At 41.9% G+C, this 18,746-nt stretch carries 12 protein-coding genes; 7 read left to right on the top strand and 5 right to left on the bottom strand.

Going from position 1 to position 18,746, the window contains the following annotated elements; genetic code table 11:
* Positions 1-111: 111 nt before the first annotated feature.
* The 4 genes from pflB to C9J47_RS13790 form a co-directional block, all read right to left on the bottom strand.
* Positions 112-2,388, bottom strand: coding sequence for a formate C-acetyltransferase (gene pflB / locus C9J47_RS13810; protein ID WP_107254050.1), 2,277 nt, complete (start codon positions 2,386-2,388; stop codon positions 112-114).
* Positions 2,389-2,601: 213 nt separating this feature from the next.
* On the bottom strand, positions 2,602-4,116 hold the full coding sequence (locus tag C9J47_RS13805; RefSeq protein ID WP_107254049.1) for a DUF3360 family protein: 1,515 nt from the start codon (positions 4,114-4,116) through the stop codon (positions 2,602-2,604).
* Between the two features lie 478 nt (positions 4,117-4,594).
* Positions 4,595-6,331: a 30S ribosomal protein S12 methylthiotransferase accessory factor YcaO gene (gene ycaO / locus C9J47_RS13800; RefSeq protein WP_107254048.1), complete on the bottom strand. Its 1,737-nt coding sequence runs from the start codon at positions 6,329-6,331 to the stop codon at positions 4,595-4,597.
* 528 nt (positions 6,332-6,859) lie between these two features.
* Positions 6,860-8,608, bottom strand: coding sequence for a methyl-accepting chemotaxis protein (locus tag C9J47_RS13790; RefSeq protein ID WP_245903467.1), 1,749 nt, complete (start codon positions 8,606-8,608; stop codon positions 6,860-6,862).
* A gap of 938 nt (positions 8,609-9,546) precedes the next feature.
* On the opposite strand from C9J47_RS13790, the gene C9J47_RS13785 reads away from it, so the two are divergent.
* From C9J47_RS13785 to C9J47_RS13775, 3 genes are all read left to right on the top strand, one after another.
* The gene (locus C9J47_RS13785; protein ID WP_107254046.1) at positions 9,547-10,914 is read left to right on the top strand and encodes a M20 family metallopeptidase; all 1,368 of its coding nucleotides are present in this window, start codon (positions 9,547-9,549) and stop codon (positions 10,912-10,914) included.
* The gene (locus C9J47_RS13780) at positions 10,911-12,392 is read left to right on the top strand and encodes a YfcC family protein (protein ID WP_006232838.1); all 1,482 of its coding nucleotides are present in this window, start codon (positions 10,911-10,913) and stop codon (positions 12,390-12,392) included. Before C9J47_RS13785 ends, C9J47_RS13780 begins: the two co-directional genes overlap by 4 nt.
* Positions 12,393-12,549: 157 nt before the next feature.
* Positions 12,550-12,843: an ArsR/SmtB family transcription factor gene (locus C9J47_RS13775; protein ID WP_006232839.1), complete on the top strand. Its 294-nt coding sequence runs from the start codon at positions 12,550-12,552 to the stop codon at positions 12,841-12,843.
* A gap of 15 nt (positions 12,844-12,858) precedes the next feature.
* On the opposite strand, the gene C9J47_RS13770 is transcribed toward C9J47_RS13775, so the two are convergent.
* Entirely contained in the window at positions 12,859-14,586 is a 1,728-nt protein-coding gene (locus C9J47_RS13770; RefSeq protein WP_107254045.1) for an ABC transporter substrate-binding protein, read from the bottom strand.
* An 898-nt stretch (positions 14,587-15,484) separates the two neighbouring features.
* Between C9J47_RS13770 and C9J47_RS13765 the strand changes: the two genes are divergently transcribed.
* The 4 genes from C9J47_RS13765 (at position 15,485) to C9J47_RS13750 (ending at position 18,699) form a co-directional block, all read left to right on the top strand.
* Entirely contained in the window at positions 15,485-16,255 is a 771-nt protein-coding gene (locus tag C9J47_RS13765) for an ABC transporter ATP-binding protein (protein ID WP_107254044.1), read from the top strand.
* Between the two features lie 131 nt (positions 16,256-16,386).
* Positions 16,387-17,163: an ABC transporter substrate-binding protein gene (locus C9J47_RS13760; RefSeq protein WP_107254043.1), complete on the top strand. Its 777-nt coding sequence runs from the start codon at positions 16,387-16,389 to the stop codon at positions 17,161-17,163.
* A 114-nt stretch (positions 17,164-17,277) separates the two neighbouring features.
* Positions 17,278-18,018: an ABC transporter permease gene (locus C9J47_RS13755; RefSeq protein ID WP_107254042.1), complete on the top strand. Its 741-nt coding sequence runs from the start codon at positions 17,278-17,280 to the stop codon at positions 18,016-18,018.
* A 3-nt stretch (positions 18,019-18,021) separates the two neighbouring features.
* Positions 18,022-18,699 (top strand): ABC transporter permease, encoded by a 678-nt coding sequence (locus C9J47_RS13750; protein ID WP_107254041.1) that lies wholly within the window; start codon positions 18,022-18,024, stop codon positions 18,697-18,699.
* Positions 18,700-18,746 lie beyond the last annotated feature (47 nt).

Genomic DNA, 18,746 nt, shown 5'->3' with positions numbered 1-18,746 from the left:
AGGAATATAGCGATGATGTGGGCAGATAACAAAAAACCGACTATAAAGTCGGTTTTTTATTAGGACAGCGAGAGAAGACTAATGATTAGTTTCTCGTTACTCAGCTCTAAATTATAGAGATGCAGTGAAAGTACGTGCGATTACGTCTTTCTGCTGTTCAGTTGTTAGAGAGTTAAAACGCACTGCGTAACCCGATACACGGATAGTTAGCTGTGGGTAGTTCTCTGGGTGCTCAACGGCATCAAGAAGCGTTTCACGGTTTAATACGTTAACGTTCAAGTGCTGACCGCCTTCGATGCCAGCTTCATGGTGGAAGTAACCATCCATAAGACCTGCAAGGTTAGCTTTTTGAGTATCTGCTTCTTTACCTAGTGCGTTTGGCACGATAGAGAATGTGTAAGAGATACCATCTTTTGCGTCAGCAAACGGTAGTTTACCTACAGACGTTAGAGAGGCTACAGCACCTTTCTCATCACGACCGTGCATTGGGTTTGCACCCGGTGCGAAAGGAGCGCCAGCACGACGACCGTCTGGTGTGTTACCCGTCTTCTTACCGTATACAACGTTAGATGTAATAGTAAGGATTGACTGAGTAGGGATAGCATCACGGTACATTTTCAACTTACGGATTTTGCCCATAAATGTTGAAACTAGTTCACAAGCGATGTCATCTACACGTGAATCGTTGTTACCGAATTTAGGGTAATCACCTTCGATTTCGAAGTCGATAGCAATACCGTCTTCGTCACGGATAGGCTTAACTGTTGCGTACTTGATAGCAGACAGTGAGTCAGCTGCAACAGAAAGACCAGCGATACCACAAGCCATTGTACGACGAACGTCACGGTCATGAAGCGCCATTAGCGATGCTTCGTAGCTGTACTTGTCGTGGCTGAAGTGAATGCTGTTTAGCGCAGTCACGTATTGTGTTGCTAACCAATCCATGAAGTGATCTAGACGATCCATCACATCAGCGTAATCTAGAACTGCATCAGTTACAGGTGCAGTCTTAGGACCGATTTGGATTTTAAGCTTCTCATCAACGCCGCCGTTGATAGAGTAAAGCATTGTTTTAGCAAGGTTAGCACGTGCACCGAAGAACTGCATTTGCTTACCAACAACCATTGGAGATACACAACAAGCGATTGCGTAGTCATCTGAGTCCATGTCTGGACGCATTAGATCATCGTTTTCGTACTGGATAGAAGAAGTATCGATAGATACTTTCGCACAGAAACGCTTGAAGCCATCAGGTAGCTGCTCAGACCAAAGAACAGTGATGTTCGGCTCTGGAGAAGGACCCATAGTGTATAGGCTGTTTAAGAAACGGAAGTTTGAACGTGTTACTAGTGTACGACCGTCAAGACCCATACCACCCATTGATTCTGTTGCCCAGATTGGGTCACCAGAGAACAACTCATCGTATTCAGGCGTACGTAGGAAACGAACCATACGTAGCTTCATTACGAAGTGGTCAATCATTTCTTGTGCTTGAACTTCTGTGATTACGCCAGCTGCGATATCACGCTCAATGTACACATCTAGGAACGTAGATGTACGACCTAGAGACATTGCAGCACCGTTCTGTGATTTAACTGCAGCTAGGTAGCCGAAGTAAGTCCACTGAATTGCTTCTTGTGCACTTGTAGCAGGACCAGAAATATCGTAGCCGTATTTAGCTGCCATAGTTTTGATCTGACCTAGAGCACGGTGTTGCTCTGCAATTTCTTCACGAAGTTGCATTGTCATTTGAAGATCTTCGCCTAACTCGAAACGCTCTTGTAGAGACGTAAACTGAGCGAACTTGTCTTTCATTAGACGATCGATACCGTATAGCGCTACGCGACGGTAATCACCAATGATACGACCACGGCCGTATGCATCTGGAAGACCAGTCAGTACACCAGACTTACGACATTTCATGATGTCAGGCGTGTAAATATCGAATACACACTGGTTGTGTGTTTTACGGTATTCAGTAAAGATTTTAGAAACTTCAGGATCTAGTTCGCGATCGTACGCTTTACAAGAACCTTCAACCATACGGATACCACCGTTAGGGATGATAGCGCGCTTTAGTGGAGCTTCAGTTTGAAGACCAACAATCGTTTCAAGATCTTTGTTGATGTAACCTGCATCGTGTGCAGTGATAGTAGAAATAACTGAAGTATCAAAATCAACAGGAGCGTGAGTGCTGTTTTCCTGCTTGATTCCTACCATTACTTGTTCCCAAAGCGTTGCCGTTGCTGGCGTTGCTTCAGATTCTAGGAAAGACTCGTCACCGACATACGGTGTGTAGTTCTTTTGGATGAAATCACGAACGTTTACATCGTTCTGCCATTCGCCTGCAGCGAAACCTTCCCAAGCTTTAGCAAATTGCTCTGCCATGTTATACCTACCTGTTTCTATTCAGTAGAAAAAATACGTACTGATTACGATGCAATTACGCAATCAATCATCATAAATGATGAACAGTACACTTTTATTAACAATAATACGGATAATGAAAAATTACAGCTTAACTAAATTAAGATTTCATTATTCGTATTAGTGCTTATTTTCAAGTAAAGCAGGGCAGTGCAAGCGCACTGCCCACGGGTATTACAATAGTGATTGAATACCGTATTGACCTTCTAGCATACCGACAGAAAGCATCGCAACTAGACAGATAATCAATACTGATGCTGGGATGATAATACGGTCGAAGATAGACAGTGTTTTAGCACGTTCTTTATCACCGATTAGGCCGTTGTTATCAAGTAGCATAGTGAGTGCCCAAGCCAGTACAGGGTTAGTCACTGCTGCTGCAAAGATACAAATACCAGCAGACTGAGAGTCTTTAGTATCACGAACCATTTGCATACCAGCTTCTAGAAGAGGAAGAAATACACCTACAAGAAGCGCAATACGCATTACTGGTGGCCATACCGCAACATCCATTGGGAAACCAAGGATAGCAACAATAATACACAAACTACCCAGTAAGATACCGCCCGCTGGAATTGGACGCTTAGCAATAGCTGCTGGGATCATGTACGTTCCCCAAGATGATGTAATGTTACCACCACCAACCGCTGTACCTACAATTTGGCGTAGTGAACACGTTGTCATTGTATCATCAACGTCCATCAGTACATTCTTTGCGCCACGAGGGTAGTTTAGCTCTTGGAAAATACGATGACCAAGAAAATCTGGTGACCACATTGCTACTGCTAGAATGGCAAACGGTAATGATGCAAGGAAGTGCTGAAAGTTTGGTAAGCCAAGCATCCAACCTTGATCTGTGCTACCCCACCAGTATACAGGATTTAGATTTGGCAGACCCATTTCAGTTTCAAATGTTAGGTCAAAACCTGCACCCAGTGCCAAAGCAATAGCTAGGCCAGTTGCCGCACAAGCAGGAATCGCTAGCCAACGCTTGCCGATACGAGCAAGGAAAGCATAAAGCACGATATTAACAGCAAGTACCACTAAGCCAATATACCCGAAGCTGCCTTTCGCGGCATCGGCTGTTTCAAGGCTTGTTGCCCAAGACTGGATATCACCAATTTGGCTCATTGCTCCCGTGAAACCGAGAAAAACGAGTAAGCCCCCAGCAACCCCTTCACCGGTCAGGTTCACCAGTTTAGAGCCACCTTTAAAGTAACTCAGTAATAAACCGAATACACCTAAAAGAATTGCAAGAGCAAGAGGGTGTGCACCGGCTAGGGCAATCGTACCAATTAATGGAATCATTGGTCCGTGGTTACCTGCTAAGTTAGCCCTAGGGTTAAAGAAACCAGAGGCTAAAATACAGAAGAGTAATGCTGGGATAAGCATTTCTACACGAGCGACTTCAATGGCAAATTCTTTACCAAGCTCAACATGGTCCCAAGCTTGCGTTAGTCCATCAGCCCAAGACATCATTACCGCAGAATACATTGCGATGATGCCGATAGTACCTGCAAGTGCGGGAACTAAATCTTCCCATTCAAAACGGAAATCACGACCAGGAAGGTTTAACTTCCAGCGGCGTGGCTTCATTATTTTCAATTCGTTATCTAGATACTCAGAGCGGCTAGAGAAGTCAGATGCAGGGCGGTGTTGCTCCTGATAACTTCTTTCTTCTGATGACATATTTGCCTCGTTTCTACGTTAAATAATAATGTTAAATAATAATTTTTTTTATGGTGACCTGTTTGCCGTTCTCTACTAATAACTCACCCTCAAGTAGGAACTGCTATATCAGTGTAATTATATTTCACCAAATTTTAGCAAAGTATACGGGTTGAAGTGGAAGATGGAATTGATCTTGATCACTACCCCTCAAAAAATGTAGTAAAATAACTAAAAAAAATTGAACGAAAAAATAATTTGTTAAAAAATATTGTAGTAAGTGAGTAGGTTATGTGAGTTTGTAATAACCAAAAAATGAAAGAAGATTTGTTAACTAACTATTTTAAAACGAATATAGCTTTGTAGTGTGGGTTTTACGGTCTACAGGGAGTCTACACCAAAAGAGGCAGCCTGGAAGCTGTTAATTACTCGTAATGTGAAGGAATATGAAAGATAAAGCCAGCAACAAAGCTGGCTTTAGAAAGCAATATATCGGTCTCTATTGACCAATATGCATTTTTTGGTATGACGATAGTAACTGCAGATGCGACGGGTATTGGCTCATCGTGAGATCGCCGCCTGTGACACCATAGAAGCGAACCGTTCCTTCAATAGATCCCCATGCTGCGGCAACGGTTTCTACGCCATATTGCAGTTCGAAATCAGCTTTAGCCTGAGCTGGGTCGCTTTTTTCATCAAGTGCAAGATTAAGGCTGGCCACTAGGCAATGGAAGAATTGGATACGTTCAGGACTGTAAGTGGTTGCATTAACCTCAAGGCACCAAGTTGCCAGTTCGAGGGCTAACTCTAGATCGCCACCAGCGAGTGCGAGTAGACATTTTACTTCGCCAATGCGCAATGTTTGCCATGCATCGCCGACTTGCGGTGCTAGGCCGATGATTTCAGCAAGCAGTACAGAGTCATCGTATCCTTCTTCTTCTAAAATACCGTACATTTCTGCGTACTGTTCACCTTCCCAATCTACATTTGGTAGGGCAAGGAATGTCTCACGCAGCTCCAACGCAACGTTATTGTTGCTTTCGATGAGTGTTTCAATCGGGTAAATTTCAGACCAGCTTGGCACTATAATACGACAACAATTCACACCAAGATGCGAGTAATCAGCAATGTAAACATCAGCTCTTGCTTTGGTCATAATCGCCATTAAGTGGCTGAATGATTCTTCAGAATTGCCAGTGAAATTCCAATCAACAAAATCATAGCTTGCATCTGCTTTAAACAACTCACCAGAAACCATCACACATGAGAAGTTCGGTGTATGTGCCGTTTGTTCATTGTGCTGACTGTTATCATCGACTGTTGGCTGTGGGTAAATGCCTAGCTCGATCAGTGTATCGTTCTGCAGTAACTCGGTTACCACTCGCTCAAGTGCAACCTCAAAATGAAGATGAGCCTCAAATGCTGCTAAGCACACATCATTCCCTGGAACCGGTAACATCGCACAAAGCACTGGGAATTCACCGCCCAGTGATGCGTCGTAACATGTCACAGTTAATCCTTTTGCGGCTAATGCTGCAATAGACTCAGTGATTGCTGGGTAGCGAGCCATTACCTCTGCTGGAATTACCGGTAAGCTGATGTCTTTAAGAATAATGCGGTTTTTAATTGCACGAGCAATCACTTCAGATAAACACTGGGTACGTGCCTCTGCTTGCGTATTTCCTGAAGCAATACCATTCGACAAGTAAAGGTTACTAATGATGTTAGCTGGAATATAGACGGTTTCATTGTCAAATTGACGTTCAAACGGTAAACAACATACGCCACGATCCATATTGCTCGATTGTAGATCAACTAAATCGGTACCCAGTAGCTCAAGAGTCGGATCGTAATATTGTGTTAAACGTTCATCCAACATGCCTTCTGGCGGTAAGTTATCTTCACCAATATCAAACCATTTTTCGTTACTGTAGTGAACAACATCGCCATTAGCTAGTGCTTGACCCAAGTAATAGTCATTATAAAAAGCATGGGTTGATAGGCATTCAAAGAATTTACCTAATGCAGACGCAAGGGCTGCTTGCTGTGTTGTCCCTTTACCTTGAGTGGCATTCATCGGTGCATCGACATCACGAATTTGTACTGACCAGACATTCGGTACAGGATTAAACGAAGCAACCTCTTCTATATTGAAACCCAATTTTTTTAATTGAGTTTGGAAATGCTCGATAGATTGTTCAAGTGTGGCATCTTTACCTGTAACAGATGTTTTCATTATATGTCTCTTCAGTAAAAGCTATCGTCAGTATTGATAGGCGCGGAGTATATACCCAAAACACTTGGATGTCAGAAACCGAGGGCATAGATTCCACGCATTCGACTGGCATCGAACAGGTTTTGAAATTGGTTGATTTAACTGTTGAATAAAATGAAGTCATTTACGTTATTGGGGTTATTTTTTACCTAAGTTAGTCAGTTCTGGCTAATAAAACTCGTGATGATAAAGCATATTAGGACGAATGCGGAAGATAACGAAATAATAATTCGTAATGGAATATTTTTAATAGGATTTAACATGAATATCGCAATGCTTATTGTTTTATATTGTAATGATTTTTCGTCAGTCTATATGTCATATATATGCATTGTAAACCGTAGTATTTGAATTTAAGGAGAGAATTATTGGCGAGTGCTGGTTGATTGTTAAGATTAATGATTACGGGGTGGTTTTTTATTTGGAAGCTTGGATGGGAAAGGTTAGTAAATAAAAGGAAGTGGCATTACAGCCACTTCCTGATGAATATTATTGCGCGACCTGGAATTCACCCAGACGGTTTCTCTGATCTTCTGCCAGTTGTGATAAATGGCTACTGGCTTCAGCTGTCTGGCTGATGCCGGCCACATTCTGGCTGATGATGTCATTAATAGTATTTATATTCAGTGTAATATCACCAATGGCTCGGCTTTGCTCGTCAACTGAGGTGGTGACATCGGCGTTGACCTGGCTGATATGATCCAGTGCCCGGGTGATAGAGTCAATCTGGCTACTGGTTTGTTCAGCGATTTCGTTAGTGCTTTTCACTTTGTCTAGGCTGTCATTCACCGCGGTAACGACGACTGACGATTTGTGTTGCAGCAGCTCGATAATGGTCTGAATTTGTTGGGTTGAATCCTGCGTTTTGGCTGCTAGCACTCTGACTTCATCGGCAACCACGGCAAATCCGCGGCCACTTTCGCCGGCTCGTGCCGCTTCAATCGCCGCGTTGAGTGCGAGCAGGTTGGTTTGCTCTGAGATACTGTCAATCACAGTGATGACTTCACTGATTTTGACGCTTTGTTCGTTAAGGTCGACAACCTGACTTGATGTCTCTTCAAGTTGTGTCGTAAGTTCTTGTGATAATTGGCGGGAATGCAGGGCGATAGCTGTGCCTTCAGCGCCCAAGGTCAGTGCTTGTTGGGCACTTTCATCAGCTGTTTTTGCATAGCCGTCAACCAGTTCGGCGGCTGCAGATAGTTCTGTTACAGCGGTGGTTATTTGCTCTACTTGCTGTTGCTGTTCTCGGCCGTTGACTTCACTTTGGGTCATCACTGCGGCAAGTTCAGTTGAAGAGGTGGCGACTTCATCACTAACGCCACGCAGTGCGCGGATAGTGTGGCTAAGTTGAGAAATAGCATCATCGAGGCTGGAACCCAGCATGCCGATTTCATTCTTTCCGCTGATGTTTGTGCGGGTATGCAATTTACCGTCGGCTAAATCTTTCACTGTTAAATAAAGCGTGTTCATTACACCACTAATGGCATTTGACAGTAACATGCTGATTGCCAACGCTAGTAGAGTTGCAATCGCGGTCGCTGTTAACTGACTTGTGGTGACCGACTCTAATAACTCTGATGTTCTGTCAGAAAGCTGTTCAGTTTTATTAATCGATTCTTTTGCCAGGGTGGTAATTAACTGGGTGTTTTCATTACCAAGCCTGATCATGTGCGCAACATTCTCTCTTTTCTCATTTTGTAGCTGAAGAATGTCTTGAAGCTGTTTTTCCCAAAGACGGGCGTTATTTACTAGCTCTTTGTTTTCAGACCAGTTTTCAAAAGGCTGAAGCAGAGTGATGAGCGACTGGGTTTGATCTAATGTTTTCTTCGTTGCAGTGCGGCTCTTGCCTTTAACGCCTTCAGCGATATTAAACAGCATCAGCCCTGCGGTATCTGCCATTTGTGATATATCTTGATTCCATTGCTTCAGATCATCTGCGCTTCTATTTTGGGTTATCTGAAAGTCAGCTTCACTGAGATCAGTGCTGATCCAGCTGGTTGCATCGTATACCTCTTTGATTTTACGACGCTGTTCTCTTAGCAGCTCCGAACTCTGTGTATATTGCTGGTAATTACGGATGAATGTTTCCAGTGTTTGTCTGACTTTTGGAGTCACGGCGCTGTTATCTGTCTGTATTATGCGATTATAGCTTTTCTGAACTTGCGCATAATTTTCGTTATTAACGCGCACCATTTCGTCTAGGCGTTCATAAAACCCTAGCGCATAAATAGAACTCATCCGGCTTACGTCCTGTAGGTCCTGAAATTCTTTCAATGTGTTGTTAAGTGCGATGAAGTCATCGACATTGTCAGTGTTTGTTTCAACTTCTGATAACAGGCTCTGGCTGATTATGATGGTAATGATGAAACATAACACAGCAAAGGCTGAAGATAGCGAAAGTAATATTCGCAATGGTATATTTTTAATTGAATTTAGCATGAGATATCAACGTCGTAATGTTTTTAATAAAATAGAGGAATAATACTTATTGAGTGAGATTATTAATCAATATGCAATAGCGCTGTATTAACTGATATCAATAGTGTCAGTTATTATAATTTTGCTGAATATTATATAGCCAATGGTTGTACTTTAGTAGATGTATTAAATTTATATTTTAATATGGAATATAATAACGAATATCTTATTTTTCATTATACTTGGTAATTGTTCATAATTGATCGCAATTTATAATAATGGGTAATATTGACGACTTATTTATAATTTATCTTGTGTGTAGAACGGCTATGCATTGTTATACCCAAGTTACCTCAAGATGCTCGTTTCAGCGAGAATTTGTTGCCCCAAGACAAGATGATAATTTATCGTTTGAGGTGTTCTACTTTAAATGATCAGCACTATATTGAGTCTAATTAAACGAGAACTCTCGAGTGGATCAGCGTTTGCGCTTCTACGCCATATGTAATTGAAAGGTAGTGCTATTCCAGCACGTAAAATCCCCGACATTAAAGAATGTTCGCTTTATGATCGCTATCCCATTTAGATCCTTAATCAAGTGAAATTTGTCACAGATTGTTACTGCTTGTTGTAGCAGAATCATCCGGTATAAGGAAATCTCGTTGAATATTTATACCAATAATTAAATATCCTTCATTATTTTAGTCTGCATTTCTCTTTTTATGTCGACTAAAATGTAAGGGGAGCAGAGGGATACGATGAAAGCGAAAATAGCGTTAAATATAGATGGTATGCGTGATGATTATATCGAAGCAGTTAAGCGGCTAGTTACCATTCCGAGTGTTTATGATGAGGCAACAGCATCTGAACAAGATCGAGTACCGTTTGGTCAACCTATTGATGATTGTCTAACGCAAACATTGGCACTATGCCAAGAGATGGGTTTCTCGGTGTATAAAGATCCCGATGGTTATTATGGGTATGCCGATATTGGGCAAGGCGAACAAATGATCGGGGTGCTAGGTCACCTTGATGTTGTGCCTACGGGGGAGTTGTCAGCATGGGATTCACTGCCATTTGAGCCAGAAATTCGAGACGGACGTTTGTACGGTCGTGGCACGCAGGACGATAAAGGACCGACGTTAGCGGCTTTATTTGCTGTTAAAGCCTTATTGCAAAGTGGTGTGGTGTTAACGAAGCGAATTCGCTTTATTTTTGGTACTGATGAAGAAACATTGTGGCGTTGCATTGAACGTTACTTAGAAAAAGAAGAAATCCCCCAGTGTGGCTTCACACCTGATGCTAGTTTCCCTCTAATCCATGCTGAAAAAATGCTGATTCAATCGTGGTTGCACGGTGATGGTGACTCCTCGCTATTTCTTGAGTGTGGCGGGGCATTGAATGCCGTTCCTGAATTAGCACGATACCAAGGTCTATTAAGCGATAGCTTAGTGAGTGCACTTGATGAATTCGGGTTTGATTTTAGCTGTGAAGACGATGAAGTTACCGTATTTGGTAAAGCTGCGCATTCAGCCTCTGCCGATACCAAAGGCGTCAATGCTATCGCTCGCTTATGTATCGCATTGAAGAAGATTGGTGTGACTCATCCTCTTGTGGTCTTTATTGCTGAACAAGTTGGGCAAGATGCGAATGCTACAAATATCTTTGGTGATATTGAAGATGTGAGTGGTCGTCTAACGTTCAATGTTGCACAGCTAGATATATCGAAAGAGCACAGTAAGTCGGGCATTGATATTCGGGTTCCCGTTACCTTTAGTAAAGAAGATTTTGATAACGATATTTTGGCTGTGGTTGAGCAGTATGGCTTACATTATGAAGAGTTTGACGTATTACCTTCATTGTATATGCCAAAAGATAGCCCGATCATTCAGACATTGATGCGCGCTTATCAAGAAATAAGTGGTGATGTTGACAGTAAGCCGATGACGTCTGGCGGGGCAACGTATGCTCGAGCCATGCCGAATTGTGTGGCGTTTGGCGCTATTTTTCCTGGGCGCGATAAAGTTGAACATATGCCAAATGAATACTTAATCATTGATGACATGCTCAAGGCGATGAATGTCTACGCCAATGCAATTCATCAGCTGCAAGGAGTGGAGTTATGACAGCGGCAACAGAAACAAACAAGGTAAAGAAGTCTTTTAAGATGCCTACGGTGTACACCATCTTATTCATTATTATCGGCTTGGTTGCGTTACTGACATGGGTAATGCCAGCGGGTAAATATGATTATATGGTGAACGGGACTGATCAAATCATTCCTGCTGCCGAAGTGCTGGACTATAGCGGAGGTGAGCGTTTATTACCGATCCCTGGTACGTATAATGAAATTGAGTCAACGCCGCAGGGTTTCATTGATGTATTGATGGCTCCAATCAAAGGCTTCCATAAAGCCGTTGATGTTGCGTTATTTGTATTGGTGATTGGTGGTTTCTTAGCTGTAACCATGCGAACGGGTGCAATGGATTCAGGTGTTGCCGCTATTGTTCGTCGGTTTAAAGGCCGAGAGCAAATGATGATCCCTGTGTTAATCACACTTTTTGCTGTTGGTGGTTCGACTTATGGTATGGCGGAAGAAACCGTCGCCTTTTGGGCGGTGATATTACCCGTTATGGCGGTAGCGGGTTATGACCGTATGGTCGCTGCTGGTATTATTTTGCTCGGCTCTGGTATCGGGGTGTTGTCATCAACTGTTAACCCATTTGCGACAGGTATTGCCTCGGGCTTTGCTGGTTTACCGATTGGTGATGGTATTGGTTTGCGCTTGGTGCAGCTTGTCATTTTGATTGTACTGGCTTCATGGTATGTCATGCGCTATGCCGCTAAAGTCAAAGCTGATAAATCTGCATCTGTATTGGCTGATATCGAATTTAATGATGAATTCTCGAAGATTAAAGAGGACTTAGGCGAGTTTACCACCAAGCAAAAACTCACCATGGGTGTATTCTTTGGTGCGTTCATGGTTATGATTTACGGGGTTATTCCTTGGGAAGACATGGGTATCACGGTTATCCCAACCTTGTGGTGGTGGTTTGATGAGCTTTCTACACTATTTTTAGCATCAGCAATTTTGATTGCGGTTATTAACCGTATGTCAGAAGGTGATTTCATTAAAACCTTCTTAGAAGGTGCAAAAGATTTGATCGGCGTTGCGCTGGTGGTTGCTGTTGCGCGTGGTATTTACGTTGTGATGGATAATGGTGCCATTATTGATACCATTTTGAACTGGGCTGAAGGCGCGGTTACTGGTCTATCATCTGGTGTGTTTGTTGTAGTGACGTACTTGGTACATATTGTATTAAGCTTCTTCATTCCATCAACCTCTGGGCTGGCAACTGTTTCAATGCCATTAATGGCACCTTTAGCTGACTTCTCGGGTATTGGGCGAGATTTGATCATTACGGCTTATCAATCAGCGAGTGGTTGGATCAATATGTTTGCACCGACTGCGGGGCACTTAGTAGCTGGTCTGGCATTAGCGAAAATACCTTATGAGCGTTTCTTAAAGTGGGTAATGCCGTTTGTTGTCATGGTATTTGTCGTGACTATCGTGATCCTATTTGCAGGGGCTGCGTTGTCATAATCATTCGGTAAGCATTTTTTGTACAAATCTGGTGAGAGGTGAATATAGGAGGGTTAACCTTCGGTATTCACCTCTTTTCTATTATAATGATCGAATCAAAACGCGTTAGAACTCAGATCTAGCGATACAGACAACAGAGTAGCTAACAGGATAGATAATGGAATTAGAGTTTGTCGCAAAAGCACTAAAAGAGTTAGGTCATCCTACACGGCTGTTTATTTTTAAACACCTGGTTAAATCGGGTCATGATGGGTTACCTGTTGGGCGATTACAGGAAGAGTTATCTATTCCTGGGTCAACCTTATCGCACCACATCTCCAGTTTAATGTCTGCAGGTTTAGTAAAACAACACCGAGACGGACGTACATTATACTGTCTTCCACAATATGATGTTTTAGAGGGCGTAATCGGTTTTCTACAAGATGAATGTTGCAGTACGCCCACAGAATAAAAGAACTGCCGATAATTAAGGTGCAGCTTTGATATCAACCGTTTTCATCGCGACTGGTTTTAGCGCCAATACATGTAATAAACGTTCTGGTGCTTGCGGCCATACAAGTGGGCTTGCTTTGGGGTTTTCTTCATTAAACCATCCTGTAAATCGTTGTGTGTTGTACTGGAAAAACTGCACCGTGTTATACAGAGGTACTGTGATTTGTTTACTGGCAACGATATTACTGAGATCGTAAATAATAGCCTGACGTTTCTCTGGCGTTGAAGCTATCGGGAATTGTGCCAGCAACTCATCTATTTTTGTGTTTTTGTAGAAATGTTTGGCATAGCGAGGGTGTTGTGGTGCTTGATAAGCGCTATTAAATGCTGAGTCAAAATACTTATAGGGTGTCGGACCTTGTGGGTAATTCGTTAAAGCCGCCGTAAAATCACCCGCGCTTAGCCTTTCATTAAATTCTCTAAAATCTACCTGTAGTGTGCTGACTTTAATGCCTACTTCTTGCAGCATGTCAGCAAGGAGTAAAGCGGTGGTATCAAAATCAGACCATCCATTAGGTGTCAAGATTGTTAATCCGAGTGCTTTGCCCGACGGTAAATCTCGCCAGCCATCATTATTACCGTCTCTAACATGCAGTTCATCTAATAACTCTTTGGCCAGCAAAGGGGTATAGCGCATGTATTGTTGATACTTTTCATTGCTCAATGGATCTTCCCATTGCTCAAAACCTTGGCTCATACCTGATGCTAAGTGTGACACTTCCCCCTGACCGAATGCCGCTATATCAATCAAAAATTGACGACGAATGCTCATCGAAATTGCACGACGAAATTCGACGTGGCTGATTAATGCCTGTAATTCTGGATCGGCTGCTTTGAAATTGAAAAATAAACTGATGGTGCTCGCAGGGGGCAACCAATATTTAAAATGGGGCGAAAAAGAGGCGTAGTTGCGTTCTATATCAGGAATGAATGACCCGGTCCAGTCAAACTCTCCGGTCATGATTCGAGATATGAAATCGTCATTATTGATGACTTTGGGATAGCGAAGGCAATCAATGTGCCTTTGCTCTGCTTGCCAGTAATAGGGGTTTTTACACTGCAAATAGCCACTTTGGTTTAAGGATTCAATTGATGTAAACGGACCCGTACCAATGGGGGTAGGGTTTGCGTATCGAAGTGGATCAGCAATGAGTCCCCATTGGTGTTGAGGAACAATAGGGAGTAATACTAATGTAAACGCGATTAGGGCATTGGGTTTGTTTAGTTTGATGTAGATTTCATTAGCACTTTTTTTATTTACCGACTTTATCCATTTGTTTATGCCGTGTGAATCAAGTGCTGGAAATTTTTGGACTAATGAAAATGAAAATAGAACGTCATCGACGGTAAAAGGGTACCCATCAGACCACTGAACGCCTTCTCGCAGGGTAAAACTAATGCCACTAAGGTCATTATCAAGCTTGTAGTTTGTTGCGAGTCGGTATTCTGGTTGGTTATTCTGTCGGGTATTAAAAATAATCATAGGTTCAAAAATGAACTCATGTGTCGTTGGCATACTAGACGTTGAATAAGGGTTAAAGTTTGCAACTATCTGATCTTTATACTCAGGAACAAGGGTAAGAATAGTGTTCTTTTTAACGCCTTCTTCTTGCGCTAGAACAATATTGGAAAAGATAGATAAAAGAAGGGATAACAGCGAGAAAATAACGCGAACGTTCAGTTGAAATGATAATTGAAACATATACTAACCTAATACAGCTAACAACAAGACAAAAATATGTCATTTCATTAATTTACAGTATGCATATAGTGTTGGCAAATAGTGCTACGCGAGTATTGTGGCCTCACAGGAAGTAACACAAGTGTAAACAAATCTGGGGCATAGGGCTTATTTAGTTTGATGTAGATCCCGTTTGAACTCTGTTTTTTTACTGACTTTACCCATTGATTTATGCCATGTGAGTCAAGTGCCGGATATTATTGACCTGTGGAAATGAAAACAAAATATCATCAATAGTAGAGGTTTTTCCTTCTACTTATTGAGCACCCTCTAATAGGGTGAAAAGTACGCCGATAAACTCATCATCAAGCTTGTAGCCTATAACGAGCCGATATTTTGGTTGATTATTCTGTTGGATATTAAAAATAAGTTGTGGTTAAAAAGTGAACTCACACGTCATTGAGATGCTAGGCATTGAGTAAGGGGTAAAAATTGCAATTATCTGAACTTTATTCTGAGAAATAAGGGTAAGAACACTGCTCTTTCTACCACCGTCTTCTTGTGCCAGAATAATATTGGAAAGCTAGATAAGAGAAGGAGTAACAGCGAGGAAACAACACGAAAGTTCAATTGGAATGATAATTGAAACATATACCAACCTAATACCGCCAACAACAAGACAAAAACATGTCATTTCAATATTCTAATTTACAGCCTACTCAATATCTTGAGAAATAACACTAGATACGCATTTGCGGGTAAACATTCACTTTGGCTGAATATTCATACCAAACCCATAAAGTTAACAAAATGTTGCCTATTGTGTTTTGTGGTGATACCTTCGTGAATGTGCTTGTAAAACCGACAAACATTTTGCGAGCAATTTCTCGATTTTATGGAGCTACAGGAGTTAGCGCACATGACAGATGTAGTGGCGCTTGAAGTAAAGGACTTACATAAATCTTTTGGTCAGAATGAAGTCTTAAAAGGGATTTCGTTGACGGCTCACCGAGGTGATGTGATCTCTATTATTGGGTCGTCAGGCTCAGGTAAAAGTACCTTTCTTCGATGTGTCAATTTGTTAGAAATTCCGACTCAGGGTGAAATTTGGGTCAATGGCGAACTCATTCAAATGAAGAATAATCGTCGTGGTGAATTTTTACCGGTTGATGAAAAGCAAGTTCAACGTATTCGTTCCCGTTTAGCTATGGTCTTTCAAGGGTTCAATTTATGGTCGCACATGACGGTTCTAGGAAACGTTATTGAAGCACCTATTCATGTTTTAGGGATACCTAAAGCAGAAGCAATTGAAAAGGCAGAAGCTCTGTTAAAGAAAGTCGGTCTTTATGAACGACGTCATTATTACCCAGGTCACTTATCGGGTGGACAGCAACAACGTGCAGCGATAGCTCGCGCATTAGCGGTTGACCCTGAAGTGATGCTTTTTGATGAACCTACCTCAGCGCTTGATCCTGAATTAGTTGGGGAAGTATTAGGGGTAATGCAAGATTTGGCACAAGAAGGTCGTACCATGTTAGTGGTTACCCACGAAATGGCGTTTGCCCGTGACGTATCAAATCAAGTGATGTTTTTACATCAGGGGATTGTGGAAGAACAAGGTCACCCTGAAAAATTATTTAAAAATCCAGAGTCAGAACGATTACAGCAATTTATCTCTTCCATTTATTAGTGAGATAAAGGTATTCACCTCTGGATACGTGTTTATACAAGATTGGATGTATCTGTAACATTGAGTAAAAAAGTGGCTGCTGAACGATGTTGGGGCATGCAGCAGACAGTACATATTATAGGAGAAGTAAGATGAAAAAATGGATTTTAGCAGCAGCAATGGTTTCGGCACTGGGTGCAACATCTTTACAAGCAAAAGAGTACACAGAAGTACGCTTTGGTATTGAAGGTGCTTACCCTCCATTTAGTTGGACAGAGCCAAACGGTGATCTGAAAGGGTTTGATGTCGACATGGCCAATGCGCTGTGTGAAGAACTTCAAACGAAATGTAAGATTGTTGCTCAAGACTGGGATGGCATTATTCCTTCTCTACTTGCACGTAAATATGATGCAATTATTGCTGCAATGTCTATTACTGAAGAACGTAAGAAAAAAATCGACTTTACAGGCAAATACGCACTTATTCCGAACAAGTATGTTGCTAAAAAAGGCACTGTAATCGACTTTTCGAAAGAAGGCTTAAAAGGTGTGAAAATTGGTGTTCAGCGTGCGACAACGCATGATAAATACCTAACCGATAACTTTGGCGACTCTGTCACGATTGTTCGTTACGGTTCTTTTGATGATGCTTACCTTGATCTTAAAGCCGGTCGTATTGCTACCGTATTGGGTGATGCTTCTGCACTGGAAGAAGGTTTAATTAATAAAGAAGGCGGTGAAGGGTATGAGTTTATTGGTCCTTCATTAACCGATCCTAAATGGTTTGGTGAAGGTTTTGGTATTGCATTACGCAAGCAAGACAAAGAACTGACTAAAAAGCTAGATGCCGCGATTATTTCACTACGTGAAAAAGGTATTTACCAAGAAATTGCAGCTAAGTACTTTGCTTATGATGTTTACGGTCAATAATCAGATATTTTGTTATTAACTTAATATTACCTATGTAAGCTTTGATGACCGAAGCTGTATTTTCAAGGGCCCAGAGTCTATATGTAGCCTTTGGGCCTTTTTTGGAGATCTGTCGTGTTAGATTTAAAAGGATATGAATGGGCATTGGCAGAAGGCGCCTGGGTAACAGTCCAGGTTGCATTGTTGTCACTCTTATTCGCAGTAATCTTAGGTATGCTTGGTGCGTTGGCAAAACTATCGCCATACCGTTGGGCAAAAGCCATTGCCACCATCTATACCACAGTCATCCGTGGTATTCCTGACCTAGTATTGATGATGCTGATTTTCTTCGGTGGGCAAATGCTGCTTAACGATAGTTTGTATCGTATCAATGAATGGTTTAATGAGTATTTTACATCCAGCGATCCAACCCATGAGTGGACGGCTTATTTACCTGACTATATAGAGATAAGCCCTTTTGTGGCTGGTGTCTTAACCATTGGTTTTATCTTTGGTGCTTATATGGCAGAAACATTTCGTGGCGCAATATTGGCTGTCGATAAAGGGGAGCTTGAAGCTGGCAAAGCGTATGGCATGAGTAGTTTTAAGTCGTTCCATCGAATTCTATTACCGCAAATGATCCGGCATGCATTACCGGGTTTTGGTAATAACTGGTTAGTACTACTGAAAACAACAGCGCTGGTATCGATTATTGGTTTAGACGATATGGTACGTAAAGGGTCGTTGGCCGCTGGCGCAACGCAAATGCCGTTTACCTTTTATATGACTATCGCGGTTATTTTCTTATTGTTCACTACATTGTCTACATCAGCACTTAAGTGGGCTGAGCGTCGATTTAGCATTCATACGAGGTAATATATGGACTTTAGTATTCTTTTTGAAAGCTGGGACCTTTATCTTGATGGATTTATCACTACGGTGTGGATGGTCGCGGTTGCATTGGTTGTGGGGTTAATCATTGCCATACCCGTTGGTATTGCCCGCAACAGTAAAAATCCGATAATTTATTTTCCAGCATGGGCTTATATTTATTTTTTCCGCGGTACGCCTTTATTAATCCAGCTGTATTTAGTGTATTACGGGTTAAGTCAGCTTATTGAGGTGCAAGGTACCTTGTGGCAAGAAGCATGGTTTTGTGCACTTTTTGTCTTTATCTTAAATACTGCCGCTTATACCTCAGAGATTATCCGAGGGGCAATTAATAGTTTACCGAAAGGGGAAATTGAAGCTGCGAAAGCGTATGGAATGAGTACACCACAAGCATTTCGCCGTATTATTTTACCCAGTGCGATGCGCCGAGCATTGCCGGCATACAGTAACGAAGTGATTTTCATGGTTCATGGTTCTGCAGTAGCAGGTATCGTAACCATTGTTGATTTAACGGGGGCGGCTCGTATCGTTAATTCGCGTTATTATGCGCCATTTGAATCTTACCTTTTTGCAGGTATGTGTTACATGGTACTTACGTTTACTATTATCTGGGGCTTTAAGAAGTTAGAGCAACGTTGGTTGCAACACTTAAGGCCGATTGTGTAATTCCGCTTACTAACAAGCGAGTAGGCTAGAACAGAAACAATATTAAA

Origin of the sequence: Photobacterium indicum, from assembly GCF_003026215.1 — a bacterium.
Lineage (GTDB): Bacteria > Pseudomonadota > Gammaproteobacteria > Enterobacterales > Vibrionaceae > Photobacterium > Photobacterium indicum.
Note: the sequence above shows the minus strand (reverse complement) of the source record. Positions and strands in the feature narration are given on the sequence as shown.